We start from the raw sequence: 22,315 nt of genomic DNA on the forward strand, positions 1-22,315 counted from the left end.
CTTGATGTTAATGATGGGCGACGCACTGCCCATCGGGAGAGCCAGATTGATGACGATTGCCCGTTTCGCCGCCATCCCCTTGGCTATCCTTGCCGCCCTCGCCGGACCGTCGGCACCTCCGGCCGCGGCACAGGACTACACCGCCGCGCCGCGCCACGGCATCGCGATCCATGGCGATCTCAAATACGGGCCGGACTTCGAACATCTGGACTACGTCAATCCCGACGCGCCGCGCGGCGGCCTGCTGACGATGGAATCGAGCGGCACGTTCGACAGCTTCAACCCGTTCATCATCCGCGGCACCCCGGCGGCCGGCATCGGTCTGATCTACGACACCCTGCTGGAAGCGACCTTCGACGAGGCCTCCAGCGAATACGCCCGGCTCGCCGAGAGCGTGGAGATGCCCGAGGACAGGAGCTGGGTGGCGTTCAACCTGAACCCGGCGGCCAGATGGCATGACGGCGAACCGGTGACCGCCGAGGACGTGGTCTGGACCTTCACCATGCTGGTCGAGAAGGGGGCGCCGTTCTACGCCGCCTATTACGGCGACGTCGAAGCCGTCGAGGCGGTGTCCGAGCGCCGGGTGCTGTTCAGGTTCAAGGACGGCGTGGTCAACCGCGAGCTGCCGGTCATTCTCGGCCAGCTCTACGTCCTGCCGAAGCACTGGTGGGCCGACCGGGACTTCTCCGCCCCGCTCAGCGAGGCGCCGCTCGGCTCCGGGCCGTACAAGGTGGCGGATTTCGAGTTCGGCCGGTCGGAGACCTACGAGCGGGTGGAGGACTATTGGGGCGACAGCGTCCCGGTGATGGTCGGCCGCTATAATTGGGGCACCGTGCGCTACGAGTATTTCCGCGACCGCGACGTGGCCACCGAGGCGTTCAAGGCCGGCGCCTTCGACTTCCGCCAGGAGAACTCCTCCAAGCGCTGGGCCACCGCCTACGACTTCCCGGCCCGCGACGCCGGCATGGTGGTCAAGGAGGAGTTGCCGCACGAGCGCGGCTCCGGCATGCAGGGCTTCGTGATGAACATCCGCCGGCCGGTCTTCGCCGACCGGGCCGTGCGCCACGCGGTCAACCTCGCCTTCGATTTCGAGTGGACCAACAAGGCGCTGCTCTACGACGCCTATACCCGGACCGAGAGCTATTTCGCCAATACGGACCTCGCGTCCTCCGGCCTGCCGAGCGAGGCGGAGCTCGAGCTGCTGGAGCCCCTGCGCGACCGGATCCCTCCGGAGGTCTTCACCGAGGAGTTCCACATCCCGGCGACCGACGGGTCGGGCAACAACCGGGGGAACCTGCGCGAGGGTCTGGAGATTCTGCGCGAGGCCGGCTGGAGCCTCCAGGACGGGGTGATGAAGAACGCGGACGGGACCGCGCTCGAGTTCGAGATCCTGCTGGGCAGCGCGGCCTCCGAGCGTTTCACCCTGCCGTTCGCCAAGAACCTGGAGCGCCTGGGGATCAAGGCCACCGTGCGGACGGTCGATCCGGTGCAGTACCAGAACCGGCTGCGCGACTTCGACTTCGACATGACCATCGGCGTGTTCCCGCAGTCGCTGTCGCCGGGTAACGAGCAGGTCGATTTCTGGGGCTCGTCGCGCGCCAGCCAGCCGGGCTCGCGCAACATCATCGGCATCGCCGACCCGGCGGTCGACGCGCTGGTGCGCCAGGTGGTGACGGCCAAGGACCGCGACGCCCTGATCACCGCGACCCGGGCGCTCGATCGGGTGCTGCTGTGGAACTACTACCTGGTGCCGCATTTCCACAGCCGCACCGACAAGATCGTCTACTGGAACCGGTTCGGCCGGCCGGACACAAAGCCGACGCTCACCACCGGCTTCACCGATACCTGGTGGGTGGATCCCGAGAAGGACGCGGCGGTGCGCAAATGGAAGCGCAATGCCAACTGAGCCCGGCCAACCGAGTCCGGCCAACCGCCCCCGGCCGACTGACCCCGGTCCCTGACGGAGCCCCGCCGTGACCGCCTACATATTCCGGCGCCTGCTGCTGATGATCCCGACCCTGTTCGCGATCATGGTGCTGAACTTCGTGATCGTTCAGTTCGCGCCCGGCGGACCGATCGATCAGGTCATCGCCCAGATGCAGGGACTGAACACAGACGCCACGGCCCGGGTGTCCGGCACGAACAGCGGCGACACCGCCCAGTCCTCCGGCGACAGCACCAGCCGCGGCGCACGCGGCGTCGATCCCGAACTGATCGAGCGTCTGGAACGGCAGTTCGGCTTCGACAAGCCGCTGCACGAGCGCTTCATCCAGATGCTGGTGAGCTACGCGACCTTCGATTTCGGCGAGAGCTTCTTCAAGAGCGGATCGGTGATCGAGCTGATCCTGGACAAGATGCCGGTCTCGATCTCCCTGGGGCTGTGGACCACCCTGCTGGTCTATCTGATCTCCATCCCGCTGGGGGTGCGCAAGGCGGTGCGCGACGGCACACCGTTCGACGTCTGGACCAGCGGCGTGGTGATCGTCGGCTACGCCATCCCCGGCTTCCTGTTCGCCGTGCTGCTCGTCGTGCTGTTCGCCGGCGGCAGCTACTTCCAGTGGTTTCCCCTGCGCGGCCTAGTGTCCGACAACTGGGCGCAGCTATCGCTGTGGGGCAAGGCCGTCGACTACGCCTGGCACATGGTGCTGCCGGTCACCGCCATGGTGGTCGGCGGCTTCGCCAGCCTGACCATGCTGACCAAGAACTCCTTTCTGGAGGAGATCAACAAGCAGTACGTCATGACGGCCAAGGCCAAGGGCCTGTCGGAACGGGCGGTGCTCTACGGTCATGTGTTCCGCAACGCCATGCTGATCGTGATCGCCGGCTTCCCGTCGGCCTTCGTCAGCATCCTGTTCACCGGCGCGCTGTTCATCGAGATCATCTTCTCGCTCGACGGACTCGGCCTGCTCGGCTTCGAGGCCGCACTCAGCCGCGACTATCCGCTGATGTTCGCCACCGTCTACATCTTCACCCTGCTCGGCCTGCTGCTGAACCTGCTCGGCGACCTGATGTACGTGATCATCGATCCCCGCATCGATTTCGAGGCGAGGGCGGCATGAGCGCAGCGGAGGAGACGGCGCGTCCGATACCCCGGGTCCTGGGCCTCAGGGTCTCGCCGCTGAACCGGCGGCGCTGGGAGAACTTCCGGCGCAACGGGCGGGGGTTCTGGAGCCTCTGGATCTTCCTGGTCCTGTTCGTCCTCAGCCTGTTCGCCGAGGTGATCGCCAACGACAAGCCGGTGCTCGTGGCCTATGACGGCGGCCTCTACGTGCCGATCTTCGCCGAATATCCCGAGACCACCTTCGGCGGCGATTTCCCGACCGAGGCGGAATACCGCGACCCCTTCGTCGCCGAGCTGATCAACGAGAAGGGGTTCATGGTCTGGCCGGTGATCCCCTTCGCCTACGACACGGTGGACCTCGATCTCGGCAGTTCGGCCCCGACCCCGCCGGACGCCCGGCACTGGCTCGGCACCGACGACCAGGCCCGCGACGTGGTCGCCCGGGTGATCTACGGCTTCCGCATCTCGGTGCTGTTCGGCGTGGCGCTGACGATCTGCGCCTCGGTGATCGGCATCGCCGCCGGCGCGGTCCAGGGCTTCTACGGCGGCTGGATCGACCTGCTGTTCCAGCGCTTCATCGAGATCTGGGGCGGGATGCCCTTCATCTACATCCTGATCATCCTGTCGGCGCTGATCGTGCCCGGGTTCTGGACCCTGCTGTTTCTGCTGCTGCTGTTCCAGTGGACCAGTCTGGTCGGCGTGGTCCGCGCGGAGTTCCTGCGCGCCCGCAATTTCGACTTCGTGCGCGCCGCCCGCGCGCTCGGGGTCAGCGACCGGGTGATCATGGTGCGCCACGTGCTGCCCAACGCCATGGTCGCCACCCTGACCTTCCTGCCGTTCATCCTGAACGGATCGATCACCGCGCTGACCGGCCTCGACTTCCTGGGATTCGGCCTGCCGCCCGGCTCGCCTTCCCTGGGCGAGCTGCTGAGCCAGGGCAAGAACAACTTCCAGGCCCCCTGGCTCGGCCTCACCGCCTTCTTCACGCTGGCCGTCATGCTCAGCCTGCTGATCTTCGTCGGCGAGGCGGTGCGCGACGCCTTCGACCCGCGAAAGACCTTCACCTCATGAGCGCGGCCCCATGAACCAGACGGCCGACACCCCGATCCTGCAGGTCCGCGACCTGTCGGTCAGCTTCGGGCTCAACGCGCCGGCCGTGCGCGGCGTCTCGTTCGAGATCGCCAAGGGCGAGACCCTGGCGATCGTCGGCGAGTCCGGCTCCGGCAAGTCGGTGACGGCGCTGTCGACGGTCCGGCTGCTGCCCTATCCGCTTGCCCATCACGGCGAGGCCTCCAGCGTCACCTGGAAGGGCGAGGAGCTGATGGGCTCGGACGAGCGCACCCTGATGCGGATCCGCGGCAACGAGATCGCCATGATCTTCCAGGAGCCCATGACCTCGCTGAACCCGCTGCACACGGTGGAGAAGCAGATCGGCGAGATCCTGGAGCTGCACAAGGGCTTGAAGGGCGACGCGGCCCGCGCGCGGATTCTCGAACTGCTGGATCTGGTCGGCATCAAGGATCCGGAAAGCCGGCTCCCCTCCTATCCGCACCAGCTTTCCGGCGGACAGCGCCAGCGGGTGATGATCGCCATGGCGCTGGCCAACGAGCCGGACCTGCTGATCGCCGACGAGCCGACCACGGCCCTGGACGTCACCATCCAGGCGCAGATCCTGGCCCTGCTCGACCGGCTGCGCCGGGAACTCGGCATGGCAGTGCTGCTGATCACCCACGACCTGGGCATCGTGCGCAAGGTGGCCGACCGGGTCTGCGTGATGACCGACGGCGAGATCGTCGAACACGGCACGGCCGAGCGGGTCTTCACCGACCCCCAGCATCCCTACACCCGGAAACTGCTGGCGGCCGAACCCAAAGGCGCGCCGCAGCCGGTGGCGGAGCGGGCGAAGACCGTGCTCCAGGCCTCCGACGTGCGGGTCTGGTTCCCGATCCAGCGCGGTTTCCTGAAACGCACGGTCGGCCACGTGAAGGCGGTGGACGGCGTCACCGTCGGCGTGAAGCAGGGCGAGACCGTGGGCATCGTCGGCGAATCGGGCTCCGGCAAGACCACCCTGGCGATGGCGATCCTGCGCCTGACGGCCTGTACCGGCCGGATCACCTTCCTCGGCCGCGAGGTCCAGGGCATGGGCAAGCGCGAGCTGCGCGCCCTGCGCCGGGACATGCAGATCGTCTTCCAGGACCCCTATGGCAGCCTGTCGCCGCGGCTCTCCATCGCCGAGATCGTCGGCGAGGGGATGGGCGTGCACGACCTCTCCGAACTCGGCCTGAAGAGCGAGGAGGACAGGGATCGGCGGATCGACGAGGTGCTGCGCGAGGTCGGGCTCGATCCCGCCCTGCGCGACCGCTATCCGCACGAGTTCTCCGGCGGCCAGCGCCAGCGCATCTCCATCGCCCGCGCCATGGTGCTGCGCCCGAAGCTGGTGGTGCTGGACGAGCCGACCTCGGCCCTGGACATGAGCGTGCAGGCGCAGATCGTCGAGCTGCTGCGCGACCTGCAGGAGAAGCACGGGCTGGCCTATCTGTTCATCAGCCACGACCTGAAGGTGGTGCGCGCCATGTCGCACCGGGTCTATGTGATGCGCGACGGCAAGGTGGTCGAGCACGGCCCCACCGACCAGGTGATGGACGCCCCCAAGCGCGACTACACCAAGGCGCTGATGGCCGCCGCCTTCGAGCTGGAGGCGCACGAGGACGGGGCGGTCCGGACCTAGAGCAGATCGCGATCAGATGGAATCATCTGCTCGCGTGACTCTGCTCTATCTTCAATAGAGTGCGAGCCTTTCCCGATCACGGGTGATCGGGAAAGGCACTAGGTCAGATGCCCCATCGCGTGGCGCACGACCTTGGCCATGACGGTGGGCAGGGCCGCCTCGCCCAGCCGGTCGACCGGCCACCATCGGGCATCGGCGACCGTCGGCCCGGTCTCGACCCGGCCGGCCAGAACCGTCAGCTCCAGATGGAAATGGGTGAAGGTGTGCCGTACCATCCCCGGCAGCGCACGCCAGGATACCCCGGCCACCGGCGCATGATCGTGAACCACCACCGTCTCCGCCTCTTCCAGCCAGGGAGAGGAGGGCACCTCCTGCATGCCGCCGAGCAGCCCGCTTTCCACCCGGCGGCGCAGCAGGACCGCGCCATCGGCATCGACCAGGAAGAAACAGGTGCCGCGCCGGGTCGGCTTGGCCTTCTTCGGGGTCTTGGCCGGCAGCTCCTCCGCCACGCCCTCCACCCGCGCCGCGCAGGCGTCCGACCAGGGGCAGGTCAGGCATTTCGGCTTGCGCGGGGTGCAGACGGTGGCCCCCAGATCCATGATCGCCTGGGCATAGTCGCCGGCCCGCTCCGTCGGGGTGATCTGCGCCGCCAGCGCCTTCAGCTTGGGCTTGGCGCCGGGCAGCGGGTCGGTGACCAGGCGCAGGCGGGCGATCACCCGCTCCACATTGCCGTCCAGGATCGTCGCCGGCCGGCCGAAGGCGATGGCGGCGACTGCGGCGGCGGTGTAGTCGCCGACCCCCGGCAGGGTCTTCAGCCCCGTCTCGGTGTCGGGAAATCGGCCCCCGTGTTCCATGGCCACCACGCCGGCGCAGCGGTGCAGGTTGCGCGCCCGGGCGTAGTAGCCGAGCCCGGCCCATTCGGTCAGCACCTCGTCCAGATCGGCCGCCGCGAGCGCCTTGACCGACGGCCATCGCGATGTGAAGCGTTGGAAATAGGGACCGACCGTCGCCACCGTGGTCTGCTGCAGCATGATCTCGCTGAGCCAGACCCGGTACGGGTCGGCCAGTTCGCCCGGCTCGGCCCGCCACGGCAGGCGGCGGCGGTGCCGGTCGTACCAGGCGAGCAGGCGGCGGGCGAGGTCGGGCGAGGAGATCTGAGCGGCGGTGCGTGTCATCGCCGGAGAAGATAGCGTGTGACGGCGACCGCGCCATATGTATGGATGACGCGTGCAGAAATCGCGCCGGACAGGAGGGTCGCGATGGCGAACGACAAGACGGCGCCGGACAAAGCCGCGCCGGACAAAACCGCGCCGAACAAGACGGACGGAGCGACGAAGGTGCGCCGCGGCGGCCTGCGCGCCCTGTCCTATCTGGCGCCGGGCCTGACCGATCCGCTGTTCCGCAAGCGCGGCTTCGTGGAGGGACGGATTCCGCGCGACTGGGCGCAGATCGTCGGGGCCGACCTGGCGCGGTGCTGCGCCCCCGAGTCGCTCAACTTTCCGCGCGGCAGGCGCGAGGGCGCCACACTGAAGATCGTCGCCCTGCCCGGCAGCGCGCTGGAAATCCAGCACCTGGCACCACAGATCATCGAGCGGGTGAACGGACATTTCGGCTGGGCCGCGGTGGCGCGGATGACCATCCGGCAGGGGCTGCTGCCGAAGCCGCCGAAATCGCGGCGCCCGGCCTTGCGCCCCCTGGCGGAACGCGAGAAAACCGCCATCCTGGATCGGGTGGTCGGCGTGCACGATCCGGAACTGCGGGACCGGCTGCGGGCCCTGGGCGAGGCGGTGAGCGCCCGCGCCCCGGCCGGACCGGCCGACGGGACTTGAAGGAGGGCCGGAAAATGGCCGCAATCCAACCCTAATCGGGAAACTTGCCGCGTCGAGGGGACTCGGCGTATTGTCATCAACATCTGGTGTCCGGGAGCGGAACATGCATCGCAGAACACTAAATCTTGGGTTACTTGGTCTGGCTGGGGGTCTGGTCGGGACGGCGATGGTCCCGTCGTTCGCCCACGCGGCGGTCGAGGTGGATCTGGACGCGGCGTCGCAGCCGCGGGTGCTCGGCGATCCCGACGCACCGCTGACCATGATCGAGTATTCCTCGCTCACCTGTCCGCATTGCGCGACGTTCCATGCCAAGAGCTACAAGCCGATCGTCGAGACCTATGTCGACACCGGCAAGCTGAAGTTCGAGATGCGCGACTTCCCGCTCGACCAGTACGCCCTGCGCGCCTCCGCCATGGCCCGGGCGATCGACGGCAAGCCGTATTTCGCTCTGATCGACATGCTGTTCAAGCAGCAGTCGTCCTGGACCCGGGCGGAGAACCCGATCGACGCGCTGAAGAAGATCGGCCGGCTCGCCGGCATCTCCGCGGAGACGGCGGACGCCTACATGACCGACGACGCCCTGCTCGATTCGATCCTGAACGGCCGGATCGCCGCGCAGAAGACCTACGACGTCAACTCCACGCCGACCTTCGTGATCGGCGACGAGGTGATCCGCGGCGCGGAGCCCTTCGAGACCTTCCAGACGGTGATCGAGGGCAAGCTGGCCTAACCTCTCTTTCGGAGACCCACCACGGTGCATTTCAGCAAACTGCGTCTGACCGGGTTCAAGTCCTTCGTCGAGCCGACCGAGCTGCTCATCGAGGAAGGGCTTACCGGTGTGGTGGGACCGAACGGCTGCGGCAAGTCCAACCTTGTCGAGGCGCTGCGCTGGGTCATGGGCGAGACCTCCGCCAAGCAGATGCGCGGCGGCGGCATGGAGGACGTGATCTTCGGCGGCACCGAACAGCGCCCGGCCCGCAACATGGCCGAGGTCGGGCTGTACGTCGCCAATGACGACCGCCGGGCGCCTGCCCAGTTCAATTCGGCCGACGAGCTGGAGGTGGTGCGCCGGATCGAGCGCGAGAAGGGCTCCCACTACCGGGTGAACGGCAAGGACGTCCGCGCCCGCGACGTCCAGCTCCTGTTCGCCGACGCCGCCACCGGCGCGCGCTCCGCCGGCTTGGTCAGCCAGGGCAAGATCGGCAGCATCGTGCAGGCCAAGGCGTCGGACCGCCGCGCCCTGCTGGAGGAGGCGGCGAACATCCGCGGCCTGCATACCCGGCGGCACGAGGCGGAACTGCGGCTGCGGGCGGCCGAACAGAACCTGGAACGGCTGGACGACGTGCTGAAGGCGCTGGAAGGCCAGCGCGCCGCCCTGCGGCGTCAGGCGCGGCAGGCCCAGCGCTATCGCGAGCTGAGCGAGAAGATCCGTCAGGCCGAATCCATCGTGCTGCACGCCCGCTGGACCCACACCATGGAGGAACGGCGCAAGGCCGGTGCCGCCCTGGCCGCCGCCCGCGACAAGGTGACGGCCCTGACCCAGGAGGCCGCCGCCGCCAGCGCCGCCCAGACCGATTCCGCCGCCAGCCTGCCCGGTCTGCGCCAGAGGGAGGCGGAGGCCTCGGCCGAGCTGCAGCACCTGACCGTCACCCGCAGCGAGCTGGACGCCGAGGAACGCCGGATCGCCACCGCCCGCAGCGAGGCCGAGACCCGCCTGCGCCAGATCGCCGACGACGTGACCCGCGAGAAGACGCTGGTGGAGGAGGCGGCGACCGCCCTTGCCCGGCTGACCGGCGAGCGCGACGAACTGATTGCCGCCGGCGAGGGCGAGGCGGAGGCCCAGGAGGCCAGCGGTGCCGCCCTGACCAAGGCCAACCGCGACGCCGAGGAGGCCGAGGAGGCGGTCCACAAGACCACCGAGGAGATCGCGGTCGCCGACGCCCGCCGCGCCGCCCTGGAACGCCAGTTGCGCCAGGCCGAGGAGCGGATCTCCCGGCTGGACCGTCAGCAGGCCGACCTGGCCGAGCGCCGGGCCGAGCTTATTCGACAGGCCGTGCCGGAAGCCGAGCGCACCGCCGCCGAACAGACCGTCACCGAGGCCGCTGCCGCGGCGGACGCCGCCGACGCCGGCATTCCCGCGGCCCAGGAGGCACGCGACGACGCCCAGGAGGCGGAGAAGACCGCCCGTGCCGCCGCCCGGGAAATGGACGCGGCCGTCTCGGAGCTGGAGACCGAGGCGACCGGCCTGCGCCGCCTGCTGATGCAGGCCAAGAGCGAGGCCGCGCCCATCGTCGATGCGGTCACCGTCGCCCCGGGCTATGAGACCGCCCTGGGTGCGGCGCTGGGCGACGATCTGGAGGCGCCCGCCCTCGACGCAGAGGCCGCGCCGACCGCCGGCGGCTGGCGCGAGGGTGCGGAGACGGGCGGGGCCGAGTGGCCGGCCGGCATCGAGCCCCTGGCCCCGAAGGTGACGGCTCCCGCCGCCCTGGCCGCCCGCCTCGCCCGCACCGGCATCGCCGCCCATCCGGCTGCCGCGGCCGCAGCCCAGCCGGCCCTCGCGCCCGGCATGCGCATCGTCACCAAAGAGGGTGGCATGTGGCGCTGGGACGGGTTCGTGCAGACCCCGGGCGCACCGAGTGCCGCCGCCATCCGCCTGGAACGGCGCAACCGTCTGGCCGAGCTCGACCGGCAGCTCGCCGACCGCCGCGGCGCCCTGGACGTGGCCCGCTCGGAGGCCGAACACGCGGCGGCGCGGCTGGCCGAAGCCGAGGACGCGGTGGAGGCCGCGCGGCGCGCCCGCAACGCGGCCTCCGACGCCCTGTCCAAGGCGAAATCCGCCGCCGCCGAGATCGAATCCCGGGTCGCCGCCGTCGACACCAAGCTCGCCGCCCTGGACGATGGGGCCGCCCGGCTCGCCGGCGAGCGCGAGGAGGCGGTCACCGCCCAGGGTCAGGCGGCGGAAGAGCTGAAGACCCTGCCGGATGTGGAGGCCCTGCGCGCGGACTCCTCCCGGCTGCGCGCCGCCCTGTCCGAGCGCCGCGCCGAGCTGGTTGAAGCCCGTACCGAACACGACCGGCTGGTGCGCGAGGCCGAGTCCCGCCGCACCCGCCTCTCGGCCACCGAAGGCGAGATCAAGTCCTGGGAGCAGCGGCGCGAGCGGGCCGACACCCGCCTGTCCGATCTCGATACGCGCCGCCAAGGCGAGGAGGCGGAGATCGCCCGCCTCGCCTCGCGGCCGCAGGAGATCGCGGCGGAACGCGAGAAGGTCGTGGCCCTGATCGAGGCGGCGGAGGCGAAGCGCCGGCAGGCGGCCGATGCCCTGGTTTCCGCCGAGAGCCGGCAGACCGAGCTGGACCGGGTCGCCCGCGAGGCCGACCGCGCCGCCGGCGAGGCGCGCGAGGCGCTGATCCGCGCCGAATCCCAGCTCGAGCAGATCAACCAGACCCTGCGCGTCGAGCGCGAGCGGATCCAGGAGCGGCTGGACTGCGCGCCGGACGAGATCCTGACCAAGGCCGGCATCGATCCGGAAGCCCCCCTGCCCGACGCCGAGCAGACCCAGCGCAGCCTGGACCGGCTGTCCGGCGAGCGCGAGGCCTTGGGCCCCGTCAACCTGCGGGCCGAGACCGAGCTGGAGGAACTGACCGAGCAGATCGAGGGCATGGAGCACGAGCGCGACGACCTGATCGGCGCCATCCAGCGGCTGCGCAGCGCCATCGCCGCGCTGAACAAGGAGGGCCGCGAGCGCCTGCTGGCCGCCTTCAACCTGGTGAACGGCCACTTCCAGACCCTGTTCCGGCGGCTGTTCGGCGGCGGCGAGGCGCATCTGAAGCTGACCGAGGCGGAGGATCCGCTGGAGGCCGGGCTGGAGATCATGGCCAGCCCGCCGGGCAAGAAGATGCAGCACCTGTCGCTGCTGTCCGGCGGCGAGCAGGCCCTGACGGCGGCCGCCCTGGTCTTCGCGGTGTTCCTGACCAACCCCTCGCCGATCTGCGTGCTGGACGAGGTGGACGCGCCGCTGGACGACACCAACGTCGACCGGTTCTGCGCGCTGCTGCAGGACATCGTGAAGGAGACCGGCACCCGGTTCCTGATCATCACCCACCACCGGATGACCATGGCGCGCATGGACCGGCTGTTCGGCGTCACCATGGCGGAACGCGGCGTCAGCCAGCTCGTCTCCGTCGATCTGGCCCGCGCCGAGAGGCTGCGCGACGCCGGCTGAAAACAGCCGCAATATTTTTTATTTATAATCAAACGCTTGCCCGGTTTTTCGCAGTGCGGTCGCAGCCTTGACACCCCAAAGGCCCCTGCGTATGGTGGCGCCGCTTCGCTGGGGGTCCGGCAAGCACGGGATTCGTCGCGTCCATGGGTGCGCCGGGGTCCGGATCAACTTTAGCGGAGCCCGCTCTTCCGGGTCTGGGGAATGGACGACAAGAACTCCCCTCCTTCGCTCAGCAGCCTTGCCGACCGCGTCAAGCGGGCGCGAGGCGGCGGGAAAGGGTCGCTGAACAAAGATCTGGAGCCGGGTCTTCCCAACAGCGCGATCGGTGTTGCCTTCCGCGTCGGCGTCGAGATGGTGGCCGGCGTCGTGGTGGGGGCGGCAATTGGATACGGGCTCGATCAATGGCTGGGGACTACCCCCTGGATGTTGATCGTGTTCTTCTTTCTTGGGGCCGCTGGCGGGATGATGAACGTCTACCGTGCGGCCACCGGACAGGGTCTGTCGGTGGGCTACACCAAGGACTCCGACGGGGTTGGCCCGACAGGGTCGCAGCAATCGGACGGCGAATCGCCGGACGGCGGAAACAAAGAGGGGTAGAAGGTGGCGTCTCCGGTCGAACAATTCCAGATCAAGACCATTGGCCCGGAGCTCCATGTCGCGGGCATGGACATCTCCTTCACCAACTCGGCTCTGTTCATGATCCTGGCGACCTTCGTGGTCGGCGTGTTCCTGACCCAGTCGATGAGCGGCCGTCACCTGGTCCCGACGCGGATCCAGTCGCTGGCGGAGCTGTCCTACGAGTTCATCGCCAACATGGTGCGCGAGAATGTCGGTCCGGAAGGCCGACCGTACTTCCCGTTCATCTTCTCGCTGTTCATGTTCATCCTGGTCGGCAATCTGCTGGGCATGATTCCGTACAGCTACACCTTCACCAGCCAGATCATCGTGACCTTCGCCATGGCGATCACGATCTTCGTGGCGATCACGATCGTCGCGCTGATCAAGCACGGCTTCCACTTCTTCACGTTCTTCTTCCCGTCGGGCGCGCCGGTCTACATGGCCCCGCTGCTGATCCCGATCGAGATCCTGTCCTACCTGTCGCGCCCGGTCAGCCTGTCGGTGCGACTGTTCGCGAACATGATGGCCGGCCACACCATGATGAAGGTGTTCGGCGGCTTCGTCGTCGCCCTCGGGGTGTTCGGCGTGGCGCCGCTGCTGGTCCTCGTCGCGCTGACCGGCTTCGAGATCCTCGTCGCCGTGCTGCAGGCCTATGTGTTCACGATCCTGACCTGCATCTATCTCTACGACGCGATCCATCTGCATTGATCGGTCCCGTCGCGAGACATCAACCCTGACTCTAACCTCCCAACGAACGGAAGGATAAGACCCATGGAACTCGAAGCCGCCAAGATGATCGGAGCCGGTCTTGCCGTCATCGCCCTGATGGGTGTCGGTGTCGGTATCGGCAACATCTTCTCGACCCTGATCGCTTCGATCGCCCGTAACCCGGCGGCCCGCGGCGAAGTCTTCGGCATCGGCATTCTGGGCTTCGCCCTGACGGAAGCCGTTGCGCTGTTCGCGCTGCTGATCGCGTTCCTCATCCTGTTCACCTGATCCGGTTCGGGTGCCCGCTGTCCGGCTGGCACCCTCGACCCCCGTCAGGAGGATGACGACATGATCGCCAACAGCGTGACCCGCTGGTCTCGGCGCATCGGCCTCGCAGCCGCCATGGCGGCTGCAGCCGTGCCGTCCTGGGCGGCGACGGACGCCCAGGGTGGCGGAGGCGGCGGCCTGCCGCAGCTCGACGCCACGACCTACCCGACCCAGATCTTCTGGCTGATCGTCAGCTTTATCCTGCTCTACGTCATCATGTCGAAGGTCGCGATTCCGCGCATCTCCGACGTGCTGGAAGAGCGGCAGGAGCGGATCGAGGACGACATCGAGACCGCCGACCGCCTGCGCGGCGAGGCGGAAGCGGTGAAGGCCGAGTACGAGAAGGCTGTCGCCGACGCCCGGTCCGAGGCCCATGCCCTTGTGCGCAAGGCCATGGACGAGATCGCGGCCTCCCACGCCACGGCCGAGGCCGAGGCGGCGAAGAAGACCGCCGAGACCACCAAGGCCGCCGAGGCCCGTATCGCCGAGCAGCGGACCGAGGCTCTGGAGAGCCTGAAGTCCGTGGCCAGCGAAGCCGCCGCCGAGGCGACGGTGAAGCTGACCGGCATCAAGGTGAGCGACGCCAAGGTCGGCAAGGCGGTTGAAGCCGCGATGCAGGGAGGCGCCTGATGTTCAGCGATCCGACATTCTGGGTTGCCGTCTCCTTCGTCCTGTTCCTGGCCCTGGCCTATTGGAAGGGCTGGCGCCCGATCGTCGCCGGCCTCGACAAGCGGGCCGAGGAGATCAAGCGCAAGCTCGACGAGGCCCAGGCGCTTCGCGAGGAGGCCCAGGCCGCCAAGGCCGACTACCAGCGCCGCCAGCGTGACGCCCTGCAGGAGGCCGAGGCCATCCTGGAGCACGCCAAGACCGAATCGGTGCGGTTGCGCGAGGAGGCCGAGGCGAAGTTGGAGCAGTCTCTCGCCCGGCGCGAGCAGGTCGCCATGGAGAAGATCCAGGCCGCCGAGGCCAAGGCGCTTCAGGAAGTGCGGGCGCAGATGGTTGACCTTGCCGTCGCCGCGACCCGGCGCCTGATCGAGGACAACATGGACGCCGCGACCCAGAAGAAGCTGGTCGCCGGCGCCATCGAGGAGATCCCGACCCGCCTCCAGTAACGGAGCGGCCCGTCAGGGCACTCGGACACGACACGGATAACGGCCCGGCGGATCCCATCCCCGGGCCGTTTTCTTATTCGGCAGCAGGTTTGTTCGGCGGCAGCCCTATTCGACGTCGGCCTCGGGCTTCTGGCCGTCGAACATGAGCCGCAGGCGGGCCCGCTGGGCCTCGCGGATGTGATAGCGTGCCGCCGCCTCGGCCCGTGCCTGATCCCGCGCCTCGATCGCCTCCAGCACCTCCTGGTGCTCCTGGCGCGCGGTGCCGGACCGGCCGGTCAGCGACAGGGTGGTCATGCCCAGCAGCGCCATGGCGTCGCTGAGCACGTTCAAGGTCTTCAGGAGATAGCGGTTATGGGCGGCGCGGTAGAGCGTGCCGTGGAACTGCCGGTTATGCGTGGCCAGGGCCCTGGGGTCGCCGTCGCCCGGATCGGCGGCGATGAGGTCGCGCAGCAGGGTTATTTCGGCCTCCGAGGCATGGCGGGCGGCGAGGCCTGCCGCCGTGCCCTCCAGCACCTCGCGCATCTGGTACAGCTCCATCACCGCCTGGTGGTCCAGTTCGGCGATGATCATGCCGCGATAGGGCACGAAGGTAAGCAGCCCGTCGGCCTCCAGCCGCCGCAGCGCCTCGCGGACCGGCGTGCGGCTGACATCCAGCTGCTTCGCCATCTCGATCTCGCGGATCCGTTCGCCCGGCTTCAGCTCGCCAGCCTGGATCGCCTGCCGCAGGCGGTGGTAGGCCCACTCTCCCCGCGACTCGGTAATCGACTGCCCGGCAGCGTCACCGCCGCCGGGTTCCTTGCCTGCTTTTTCAGGCTTTTTCGGACCCCGCGCCATGGGGCGAGTATGCCTTACTCCGCGGCCTTGGCACGACCCGAAGTTGCCTCCTCGCCGGCACCGGCGCCGGCCAGCTTGCCGAACACCGCGCCGGACATCAGGCCCGTGCCGCCCGGGTAGTTGAAGTAGAACAGCCCACCGACCAGCTCGCCGGCGGCGTACAGGCCGGGAATCGGGTTCAGGTCCACATCGACCACCTGGCCGCGGTCGTCGATCCGCAGGCCGCCGAAGGTGAAGGTGATGCCGCAGGTGACCTGATAGGCCTCGAACGGCCCCTGCTCGATGCGCACCGCCCAGTTCGACTTCGGCACCGAGAGCCCCTTGGTGCCGCGGCCGTCCTTGACGTTGGGGTTGAACTCAACGTCGCTCTGGACCGCGTCGTTATAGGCCTTCACCTCGGCCAGGAAGGCGTTCTTGTCGACCCCTTCCAGCTTGCCGGCCAGTTCCTCCAGCGTCTCGCCGGTGACCTTGGTCACCTGACGGATACGGTACTCGTCGCGCTGCAGGTGGACGGTCTGCTGGTCGAAGATCTGCCACGCCATCTGGCCCGGCTGGTTGAGGATGACCCGGCCGTATTTGGCGTAGGTGTAGTTGCGGAAGTCCGCCCCCTCGTCGACGAAGCGCTTGCCCTCGGCATTGACCATGATCGAGAACGGATACGAGTGCTTCTGGAAGTTGTCGCCGACCGCCAGGTCGCCGAATTCCGGCGCGTTGAAGTCCCAGCCCACCGCGTGGCCGCCGGACCAGTTGCCGTACGGGCAGGCCCCGATGTCGAGCGCCATGCGGATGCCGTCGCCGGTGTTGAACCGGGTGCCGCGCACCTTCGCCAGCTCCCAGCCCGGGCCCATGTAGCGGGTGCGCCATTCCGGATTGGCCTCGAAGCCACCGGCGGCCAGGACCACCGCCTTGGCGTCGATGGTCTCCACGCCGTTCGGCCCCTTCACCTTCACGCCGCTGACCTTGACGTCGTCATACTCCAGCGCCAGCGCCCGGGTGTTGTAGCGGATCTCGATGCCGTTCTTCTTGGCGGCACTCCACAGTGCGTCGACCAGTCCCGGGCCGCCGCCCCAGGCTTCCACGGTCAGGCCGCCCCAGAACTTGAACTTGCCGTCGACCTTGAACGCCTGGCGGCCCCAGATCGGCTGGAAGCGCACGCCCTTGCCCTTCATCCACATCAGCGTGTCGTAGGACGAGGTGATCAGGGTCTCGGCCAGATCCGGGTTGCAGCGGTACTGGGTGACCCGGAACATGTCGTCGAAGAACTGGTCGGAGGTGTAGGTGCCGAAATCGGTGATCGCCACTTCCTCGTCGGTGATGTCCGGCATCAGGGCGCGCAGGTCGTCCACCCCGTTGTAGACCGTGCGGATGGCGCCGGCGGTGAACCGGGTGTTGCCGCCGCCCTCGTCCTCGTCGGCACGCTCCAGCACCAGGACCGACGCCCCGGACTCGCGCGCCGACAGGGCAGCGCAAAGTGCGGCGTTACCGGCACCGACAACGACGACATCCCATTCAGCCATGACTTCCTCTCCTTCTGCGGCGCCGACGCGCCCGGTCCGCGATACCCGGACCTTAGGTCAAACTGCTTGTATATCTTTGTATACAATCCAGTCCGGCACGCTGTCCAGCGTCGCAAACATCGGCATGCGCGGATTGTTGGGACTTCTGGCGAGGGATCAGCCGCCGAGGAAAAGACGGCCGACTTCCGGGTTCTCCAGCAGGTCGTCGCCGCGTCCGGCCAGGGCGATCTCGCCGGAGACCAGCACATAGCCCAGATCGGCGAACTCCAGACCCTTCTTGGCGTTCTGCTCGACCATGACGATGGTCTTGCCGTCGACCCGCTGCAGGTCGTTCAGGATCTCGAACACCATGTCGATGAAGCGCGGCTCCAGGCCGATGGACGGCTCGTCGACCAGCAGCACGTCGGGCTCCATCACCAGGGCCCGGCTGATCTCCAGCAGGCGCCGCTCGCCGCCGGACAGCACGCCGGCCGGCTTGTTGCGCCGGGCGGCGAGGCGGTCGTACTTGTCGAACACCCGCTCCGCCGCCGCCTTGGCCTCGGCCGGCTTGTCCTTCAGGAACCCGCCCATCAGCAGGTTCTCCTCCACGGTCATGCCGGGGAAGACCGACTTGTCCTGCAGGATGTAGGCGATGCCGGCGGAACGCAGCTTCTGCTGCGGGCTCATCCGGGTGACGTCGGTGCCGCCGACCACGATGCTGCCGGAGAAGATGTTGGTGAAGCCGAAGACCGAATGCAGCACCGTCGACTTGCCCGCCCCGTTCGGGCCGATCAGGCAGAGCGACTGGCCCTTGCCGACCCGCAGGTTGAAGTCGTGCAGGATCTGCATCTTGCCGTAGCCGGCACGCAGGTCGTTGATCTCGACGAACGGCTCGCCCACGCAGAGGGCGTCCAGCTCGGCGACGCTCGGACCCTGCTCGGCGATGGCCCGGGCCTGTCTGGTCACGTCCTCCACCGAGATCACGGTGGAGACGTCGCCGCTGCCATAGCCGCGGGTGCTGCGGTCGGTTCCGGTCTGCTCGCTCATCAATGCGCTCCCAGATAGGCGTCGACCACGCGGGGATCGTTCTGCAGCTCGTCCGGTGTCCCGGTGGCCAGCAGCTCCCCATGGGCGAGACAGGAGATCTTGCCGGCCAGGTTCATGATCACCCGCATGTTGTGCTCGATGACGAACAGGGTGACGCCGAGCTCCTCGTTGGCCCGTTTCAGCCGGTCGATCAGGCCGTTGATCAGGGTCGGGTTGATGCCCGCCGTCGGTTCGTCCAGCAGCAGGACCTTGGGTCGGTTCATCAGCGCCATGGCGAATTCGAGCAGCTTCTGCTGACCGAAGCTCAGGTCGCCGGAGATGAGGAACCGCTTCTCGTAGAGGCCGACGAATTCCAGCAGCCGCTCGGCCTCCTCGACGATCTCGCCCCGGTCGCGCAGGGCGAAGATGGCGAAGGGCGAGGTGTCCCGGTGGCTGACCGAGATCTGCATGTTGTCCATGCAGTTCATCTTCGAATAGATCCGGGTCTGCTGGAACGTCCGCAGCATACCGAGCCGGGCGATGTCCGGCACCCGCAGCTTGGAGATCTCTTTGCCCTGGAACCGGATCGAGCCGCTGTCGATCGGATGGTAGCCGACGATCGAGTTGAACAGGGTGGTCTTGCCGGAGCCGTTCGGTCCAATCAGCCCGGTGATCATGCCGTCCGGCACGTCGATGGAGATGTCGGTATTGGCCTGCACGCCGCCATAGGACTTGGAGACGCCGCGGACCTCGATGACATTGGGGATTTCACCGGTCATTCCGCAGCCTCCCCGGCGGCCGGCCGTGCCGCCCCGCCCCTGTCGACCGTCAGCCCGAAGGCCTCCGGCCACTTGTCCTGGGCCCAGCCGAGGATGCCCTGCTGGAAGTAGACGATGTTGATGATGATGATCGCGCCCAGCGCCACCCACTGCCAGCCGAGCAGATAGGTCCAGGTGACCTGCTTGACGATGTGGAACAGCACCGCGCCCAGCACCGGCCCCCACAGCGTCCCCTTGCCGCCGAGCAGGGCCATGGCGACCATGAAGATGCCGAAGGTGGTGGTCGGGAACGCCACCTCCAGCGGCTCGATGAAGCCGGACATGTTGCCGAAGATCGCCCCGCCCACGCCCATGAAGAACGCGGCGACGGCCCAGGCGATGGTCTTGTAGCGGTTGGTGTGGATGCCCATCGCCTCCGCCTTGTCCTCGTCGTCGCGGATCGCGTTGATGGCGAGGCCGAACTGGGTCGAGTAGAGCCAGCGCACGAACAGATGCGCGGCCAGGGTGAGCAGCCCGAGCAGGATGTAGAAGGTGAAGGGGCCGGCCGCCGGCGGACCCGGATAGACCGGCATGGAGATGCCGCCGCCGCCGCCGACATACTCCCAGCCCGACACCAGCTCGGCCACGGCGATGGCGAGGCCGAGGGTGCCGATGGCGAAATACGGCCCGCGCAGCCCGAGCATCGCCGGACCGATCAGGAGCGCGAAGATCGCGGCCGCGATCCCGCCCGCCGCCAGGCCGAGGCCGAGGCCGGTGAAGTACTGGCCCGGGGTGAAGTCGACGACGATGGCGCCGAACGAGGCGGTGTAGTCGGCGACGTCGCTGAACTGCGAGATCTGCACGATCGCCGAGGCGTACATGCCGATGCCGAAGAACACCACGTTGCCCAGCGAGTTGTAACCCATCTGCCCGCCGGTGATGTCCCAGGTCATTGCCATCAGGATCATCAGCCACATGACGGCGACGGTCTGGATGTAGTTCGGCGCGAACAGCGGCACCAGCACCGCCACGGCGATCAGAACCCCGTAGAGCTTGAGGTCGAGAGAGGCTGAGGACGTCATCGGACCACCTGGCGCACGCGGTAGAGCTGGACGAGGCGGTACATCAGCACCGCCACCAGCATGAGGACGACGGCGGCGACCGCGAACTCGGCGCCGAACACGAAGCCGGCCACGTTCTCCCAGACCCCGAGGCCGAAGCCGGTCAGGATCACGCCGGGCAGATTGCCGAGGCCGGCGGCCGTCACGATGATGAAGGCGCGGATCGAGTAGACGATCCCGTAATAGGGCTGGATCACCCAGATCATCGCCACCAGCACCCCGGCGGCGCCGCAGATCGCGGCGTTCAGCGCGTAGGTGAAGGCGTAGACCTGATCGGTGTCGATGCCGAGAACCCGGGCGGCGCGGGCGTCTTGGGCGGTGGCGCGGATCGCCTGGCCCATGCGCGACTTCTTCATGAAGATCACGATCGCCAGCGCCAGCGCCGCCGCCATCAGCAGGCTGTAGAGCCGCACGTTCTGGATGACGATGAAGGTGCCGAGCTCGAAATCGCCGAAGCCGGCATCGGCCACCTTCACCTCGGGGCCGTAGATCAGGTTCAGGATCTGCTGGATCAGCAGGCTGAGCCCGAAGGTGGCGAGCAGCGAGGTGAACATGTCGCGGTCGACCACCCGGCGGATGATCACCGCGTAGATCAGCCAGCCGAGCATGAACATGACGACGATGGCGACCGGCAGGGCGACGATCGGGTGATAGCCCCAGAGCGTGGCCTGATAGGAGATGTAGCCCCCGAGGATCACCATGTCGCCCTGCGCCAGGTTCTTGACGTTCATCACGCCCCAGACCAAGGCGAGGCCATAGGCGACCAGCGCGAAGATGGCGCCGATGAACAGCCCCTGGATCACCAGGTCGACACCGAGGATCGGCACCTGGGTCAGAAGAAGGAGATTGTCGATCATGCTCTCGCTCCTGTTCCGGGACGGCGGCGCGGACGCTCGGTCTCACGCGGACCGGCGGCCCCGGTGCACGGCAACGCGAACGGCGGGAGAACGCAGGTTCTCCCGCCGTCGTCGGTCAGGGTGCGATCAATACTCGGGCTGACGCGGATAGCGCAGCTCGGCCGCCGCCCATTTGGTCGGCGCGACCACCAGATATTCGCCGTCCTGGATCTGACGCAGCACCATCGGCTTGGCGATGTTGTTGCCGGCCTCCGAGAACTTCACGCTGCCGGCGAAGGTCTGCATCTCGGTGTCCGCCAACGCGTCGCGCAGCAACTCGGTGTCGAAGGAATTGGCCCGCTCGAAGGCGTCGGCCCAGACCTGCACGGCCATGCTGGCCATGGCGGTCTGATACGGCACCGTCGAGTATTCCGGATAGGCCTTCTGGAAGTCAGAGTTGTACTGCGCCGCAGTGCCCATCAGGTCGTCCTTGTAGGCCAGCGTTTCGGACCATTGGGTCGGGCACAGGATGCCCTCGGTCGGACCGGCCCCGAACTTGGCGGTGATGTCGGCGGCCTCGCAGTGGGTCATCGCCACCATCGGCACGTCGATCTTCAGCTCCTGGATCTGCCGGGCAGCGGTCGCGGCCCCCTTGGAGTGACCGGAGATGACCAGCAGGTCGGGCTTCAGCGCCTTCACCTTGGTCAGGGTCGAGGTCATGTCGGACAGGTCGCGGGGCAGCTTGTCGTCGACGACGATCTTCATGCCGAACTTCTCGGCGTCGTCGACCACGCCGGCACGCACGTCGAGCGAGAACGGATCGTTCTCGAAGGCCATGGCGATCGTCACGTCCGACGCCTTCTTGCCCTGCTTCTCCGCCACTTCGGCGGCGAGTTCGATGGCGCTGGCCAGGTACTGCTCGGAGGTGGAGAGCACCGCGAACATGTACTTGTAGCCCTGGGTGAACAGCGAGCGCGAGGCGCCCTCCGCCTCGACCATCGGGATCTTGTACTTCTCGGTCACCGGCGCGATCGCCTTGGTCAGGCCGGAGCTGTACGGGCCAAGCATGAACTTGACGCCGTCCTGGTTGATCAGCCGCTCGGCCAGCTCGGCGCCGCGGGCCGGGGTCGACTCGTCGTCGTAGTAGACGACCTTCAGCTTGTAGGACTTGCCGTCGACGGTGACGCCGCCGGTCTCGTTGATCTTGTCGACCGCGAAATCGTAGCCCTTCTGGGCATGCACGCCGTTGGTCGCGTATTTGCCGGTCAGCGAGATCGCCGCACCAAGGATGATGGTGTCGCCCTCGACCTTGGCCTGCGCCGTGGCGGCCATGCCGAGAGCCGCGACACCAGCGACCGCAGCGGTCATGGTGCGCAGATGCTTGCGCGTGATGATCATGGAACTGCCTCCCTTAGCTTCGTTCCTTATGTCGGTTCGCGGCCGTTTTCCGGTCCTGCGAACCCGCCCGCCTGTTCTGATGCCGACGGTGCGATGTACGAAACACTAGAAAATCCCCACCCCGCTGGGAAGGAGTTTTGAAATATTTAATCCATCTGTATGGATTCAAAGGATTTAATATTACCGCCCAAGGGCCGCATACGATGCATTCACGCCGCGCTGCCCAAGGCGTTTGAGACCG

General features: G+C 67.7%; 20 protein-coding genes. 12 read left to right on the forward strand and 8 right to left on the reverse strand.

What is annotated here, in order from left to right:
• The first annotated feature begins 49 nt into the window (after positions 1 to 49).
• The 4 genes from G578_RS0120200 to G578_RS0120215 all read left to right on the forward strand — a co-directional run bounded on the left by G578_RS0120200 (position 50) and on the right by G578_RS0120215 (position 5,789).
• On the forward strand, positions 50 to 1,906 hold the full coding sequence (locus tag G578_RS0120200) for an extracellular solute-binding protein (protein ID WP_038015210.1): 1,857 nt from the start codon (positions 50 to 52) through the stop codon (positions 1,904 to 1,906).
• A 67-nt stretch (positions 1,907 to 1,973) separates the two neighbouring features.
• Positions 1,974 to 3,059, forward strand: coding sequence for a microcin C ABC transporter permease YejB (locus G578_RS0120205; protein ID WP_028795780.1), 1,086 nt, complete (start codon positions 1,974 to 1,976; stop codon positions 3,057 to 3,059).
• Entirely contained in the window at positions 3,056 to 4,132 is a 1,077-nt protein-coding gene (locus G578_RS0120210) for an ABC transporter permease (protein ID WP_051245059.1), read from the forward strand. Before G578_RS0120205 ends, G578_RS0120210 begins: the two co-directional genes overlap by 4 nt.
• A 10-nt stretch (positions 4,133 to 4,142) precedes the next feature.
• On the forward strand, positions 4,143 to 5,789 hold the full coding sequence (locus G578_RS0120215) for an ABC transporter ATP-binding protein (RefSeq protein WP_028795782.1): 1,647 nt from the start codon (positions 4,143 to 4,145) through the stop codon (positions 5,787 to 5,789).
• Between the two features lie 98 nt (positions 5,790 to 5,887).
• Here the strand turns inward: G578_RS0120215 and mutY are convergent, their stop codons facing one another.
• Positions 5,888 to 6,964 carry an A/G-specific adenine glycosylase gene (gene mutY, locus G578_RS0120220; protein WP_028795783.1) on the reverse strand — a complete coding sequence of 359 codons (1,077 nt, stop codon included), beginning with the start codon at positions 6,962 to 6,964 and terminating at the stop codon, positions 5,888 to 5,890.
• Between the two features lie 84 nt (positions 6,965 to 7,048).
• Here mutY and G578_RS27345 point away from each other — a divergent pair, with 84 nt between their 5' ends.
• From G578_RS27345 to atpF, 8 genes are all read left to right on the forward strand, one after another.
• Positions 7,049 to 7,618, forward strand: a complete 570-nt coding sequence (locus tag G578_RS27345) for a DUF721 domain-containing protein (protein WP_051245060.1) — start codon at positions 7,049 to 7,051, stop codon at positions 7,616 to 7,618.
• A 166-nt stretch (positions 7,619 to 7,784) separates the two neighbouring features.
• Positions 7,785 to 8,348 carry a thioredoxin domain-containing protein gene (locus tag G578_RS0120230; protein ID WP_211228967.1) on the forward strand — a complete coding sequence of 188 codons (564 nt, stop codon included), beginning with the start codon at positions 7,785 to 7,787 and terminating at the stop codon, positions 8,346 to 8,348.
• A gap of 24 nt (positions 8,349 to 8,372) precedes the next feature.
• Positions 8,373 to 11,840 carry a chromosome segregation protein SMC gene (gene smc, locus G578_RS0120235; RefSeq protein WP_028795785.1) on the forward strand — a complete coding sequence of 1,156 codons (3,468 nt, stop codon included), beginning with the start codon at positions 8,373 to 8,375 and terminating at the stop codon, positions 11,838 to 11,840.
• Between the two features lie 201 nt (positions 11,841 to 12,041).
• Entirely contained in the window at positions 12,042 to 12,437 is a 396-nt protein-coding gene (locus tag G578_RS0120240) for an AtpZ/AtpI family protein (RefSeq protein WP_028795786.1), read from the forward strand.
• A gap of 3 nt (positions 12,438 to 12,440) precedes the next feature.
• Complete coding sequence (locus G578_RS0120245) at positions 12,441 to 13,166, forward strand: F0F1 ATP synthase subunit A (protein ID WP_028795787.1); 726 nt, start codon at positions 12,441 to 12,443, stop codon at positions 13,164 to 13,166.
• A gap of 63 nt (positions 13,167 to 13,229) precedes the next feature.
• Positions 13,230 to 13,454 (forward strand): ATP synthase subunit C family protein, encoded by a 225-nt coding sequence (locus tag G578_RS0120250; protein WP_028795788.1) that lies wholly within the window; start codon positions 13,230 to 13,232, stop codon positions 13,452 to 13,454.
• A gap of 60 nt (positions 13,455 to 13,514) precedes the next feature.
• On the forward strand, positions 13,515 to 14,123 hold the full coding sequence (locus G578_RS0120255; protein ID WP_051245062.1) for a F0F1 ATP synthase subunit B family protein: 609 nt from the start codon (positions 13,515 to 13,517) through the stop codon (positions 14,121 to 14,123).
• Complete coding sequence (atpF, locus tag G578_RS0120260) at positions 14,123 to 14,605, forward strand: F0F1 ATP synthase subunit B (RefSeq protein WP_028795790.1); 483 nt, start codon at positions 14,123 to 14,125, stop codon at positions 14,603 to 14,605. Before G578_RS0120255 ends, atpF begins: the two co-directional genes overlap by 1 nt.
• A gap of 105 nt (positions 14,606 to 14,710) precedes the next feature.
• Here atpF and G578_RS27350 read toward each other — a convergent pair whose 3' ends face one another.
• The 7 genes from G578_RS27350 to G578_RS0120295 all read right to left on the reverse strand — a co-directional run bounded on the left by G578_RS27350 (position 14,711) and on the right by G578_RS0120295 (position 22,074).
• Complete coding sequence (locus tag G578_RS27350; RefSeq protein ID WP_425425916.1) at positions 14,711 to 15,367, reverse strand: GntR family transcriptional regulator; 657 nt, start codon at positions 15,365 to 15,367, stop codon at positions 14,711 to 14,713.
• A gap of 86 nt (positions 15,368 to 15,453) precedes the next feature.
• The gene (tcuA, locus tag G578_RS0120270) at positions 15,454 to 16,956 is read right to left on the reverse strand and encodes an FAD-dependent tricarballylate dehydrogenase TcuA (protein WP_028795791.1); all 1,503 of its coding nucleotides are present in this window, start codon (positions 16,954 to 16,956) and stop codon (positions 15,454 to 15,456) included.
• A 156-nt stretch (positions 16,957 to 17,112) separates the two neighbouring features.
• Positions 17,113 to 17,982: an ABC transporter ATP-binding protein gene (locus G578_RS0120275; RefSeq protein ID WP_028795792.1), complete on the reverse strand. Its 870-nt coding sequence runs from the start codon at positions 17,980 to 17,982 to the stop codon at positions 17,113 to 17,115.
• Positions 17,982 to 18,740, reverse strand: a complete 759-nt coding sequence (locus G578_RS0120280; protein ID WP_038015211.1) for an ABC transporter ATP-binding protein — start codon at positions 18,738 to 18,740, stop codon at positions 17,982 to 17,984. Before G578_RS0120280 ends, G578_RS0120275 begins: the two co-directional genes overlap by 1 nt.
• Positions 18,737 to 19,801, reverse strand: a complete 1,065-nt coding sequence (locus G578_RS0120285; protein WP_028795794.1) for a branched-chain amino acid ABC transporter permease — start codon at positions 19,799 to 19,801, stop codon at positions 18,737 to 18,739. The genes G578_RS0120280 and G578_RS0120285 overlap by 4 nt, the downstream gene beginning before the upstream one ends.
• A complete protein-coding gene (locus G578_RS0120290) occupies positions 19,798 to 20,697 on the reverse strand; it encodes a branched-chain amino acid ABC transporter permease (RefSeq protein ID WP_028795795.1) in 900 nt (299 codons plus the stop codon). Before G578_RS0120290 ends, G578_RS0120285 begins: the two co-directional genes overlap by 4 nt.
• Positions 20,698 to 20,823: 126 nt before the next feature.
• A complete protein-coding gene (locus G578_RS0120295; RefSeq protein WP_084619054.1) occupies positions 20,824 to 22,074 on the reverse strand; it encodes an amino acid ABC transporter substrate-binding protein in 1,251 nt (416 codons plus the stop codon).
• Between the last annotated feature and the right edge of the window lie 241 nt (positions 22,075 to 22,315).

The sequence above is a fragment of the Thalassobaculum salexigens DSM 19539 genome (assembly GCF_000423805.1).
Classification (GTDB): Bacteria; Pseudomonadota; Alphaproteobacteria; order Thalassobaculales; family Thalassobaculaceae; genus Thalassobaculum; species Thalassobaculum litoreum.

What these genes read in the sequence shown, in the direction of transcription:
- G578_RS0120215 (WP_028795782.1), top strand. Translation starts at nt 4,143, where the DNA reads ATGAACCAGACGGCCGACACCCCGATCCTGCAGGTCCGCGACCTGTCG.
- G578_RS0120290 (WP_028795795.1), bottom strand. Translation starts at nt 20,697, where the DNA reads ATGATCGACAATCTCCTTCTTCTGACCCAGGTGCCGATCCTCGGTGTC.
- G578_RS0120240 (WP_028795786.1), top strand. Translation starts at nt 12,042, where the DNA reads ATGGACGACAAGAACTCCCCTCCTTCGCTCAGCAGCCTTGCCGACCGC.
- tcuA (WP_028795791.1), bottom strand. Translation starts at nt 16,956, where the DNA reads ATGGCTGAATGGGATGTCGTCGTTGTCGGTGCCGGTAACGCCGCACTT.
- G578_RS27345 (WP_051245060.1), top strand. Translation starts at nt 7,049, where the DNA reads ATGGCGAACGACAAGACGGCGCCGGACAAAGCCGCGCCGGACAAAACC.
- G578_RS0120285 (WP_028795794.1), bottom strand. Translation starts at nt 19,801, where the DNA reads ATGACGTCCTCAGCCTCTCTCGACCTCAAGCTCTACGGGGTTCTGATC.
- atpF (WP_028795790.1), top strand. Translation starts at nt 14,123, where the DNA reads ATGTTCAGCGATCCGACATTCTGGGTTGCCGTCTCCTTCGTCCTGTTC.
- G578_RS0120255 (WP_051245062.1), top strand. Translation starts at nt 13,515, where the DNA reads ATGATCGCCAACAGCGTGACCCGCTGGTCTCGGCGCATCGGCCTCGCA.
- G578_RS0120200 (WP_038015210.1), top strand. Translation starts at nt 50, where the DNA reads ATGACGATTGCCCGTTTCGCCGCCATCCCCTTGGCTATCCTTGCCGCC.
- G578_RS0120295 (WP_084619054.1), bottom strand. Translation starts at nt 22,074, where the DNA reads ATGATCATCACGCGCAAGCATCTGCGCACCATGACCGCTGCGGTCGCT.
- G578_RS0120280 (WP_038015211.1), bottom strand. Translation starts at nt 18,740, where the DNA reads ATGACCGGTGAAATCCCCAATGTCATCGAGGTCCGCGGCGTCTCCAAG.
- G578_RS0120250 (WP_028795788.1), top strand. Translation starts at nt 13,230, where the DNA reads ATGGAACTCGAAGCCGCCAAGATGATCGGAGCCGGTCTTGCCGTCATC.
- G578_RS0120210 (WP_051245059.1), top strand. Translation starts at nt 3,056, where the DNA reads ATGAGCGCAGCGGAGGAGACGGCGCGTCCGATACCCCGGGTCCTGGGC.
- mutY (WP_028795783.1), bottom strand. Translation starts at nt 6,964, where the DNA reads ATGACACGCACCGCCGCTCAGATCTCCTCGCCCGACCTCGCCCGCCGC.
- G578_RS0120275 (WP_028795792.1), bottom strand. Translation starts at nt 17,982, where the DNA reads ATGAGCGAGCAGACCGGAACCGACCGCAGCACCCGCGGCTATGGCAGC.
- G578_RS0120230 (WP_211228967.1), top strand. Translation starts at nt 7,785, where the DNA reads ATGGTCCCGTCGTTCGCCCACGCGGCGGTCGAGGTGGATCTGGACGCG.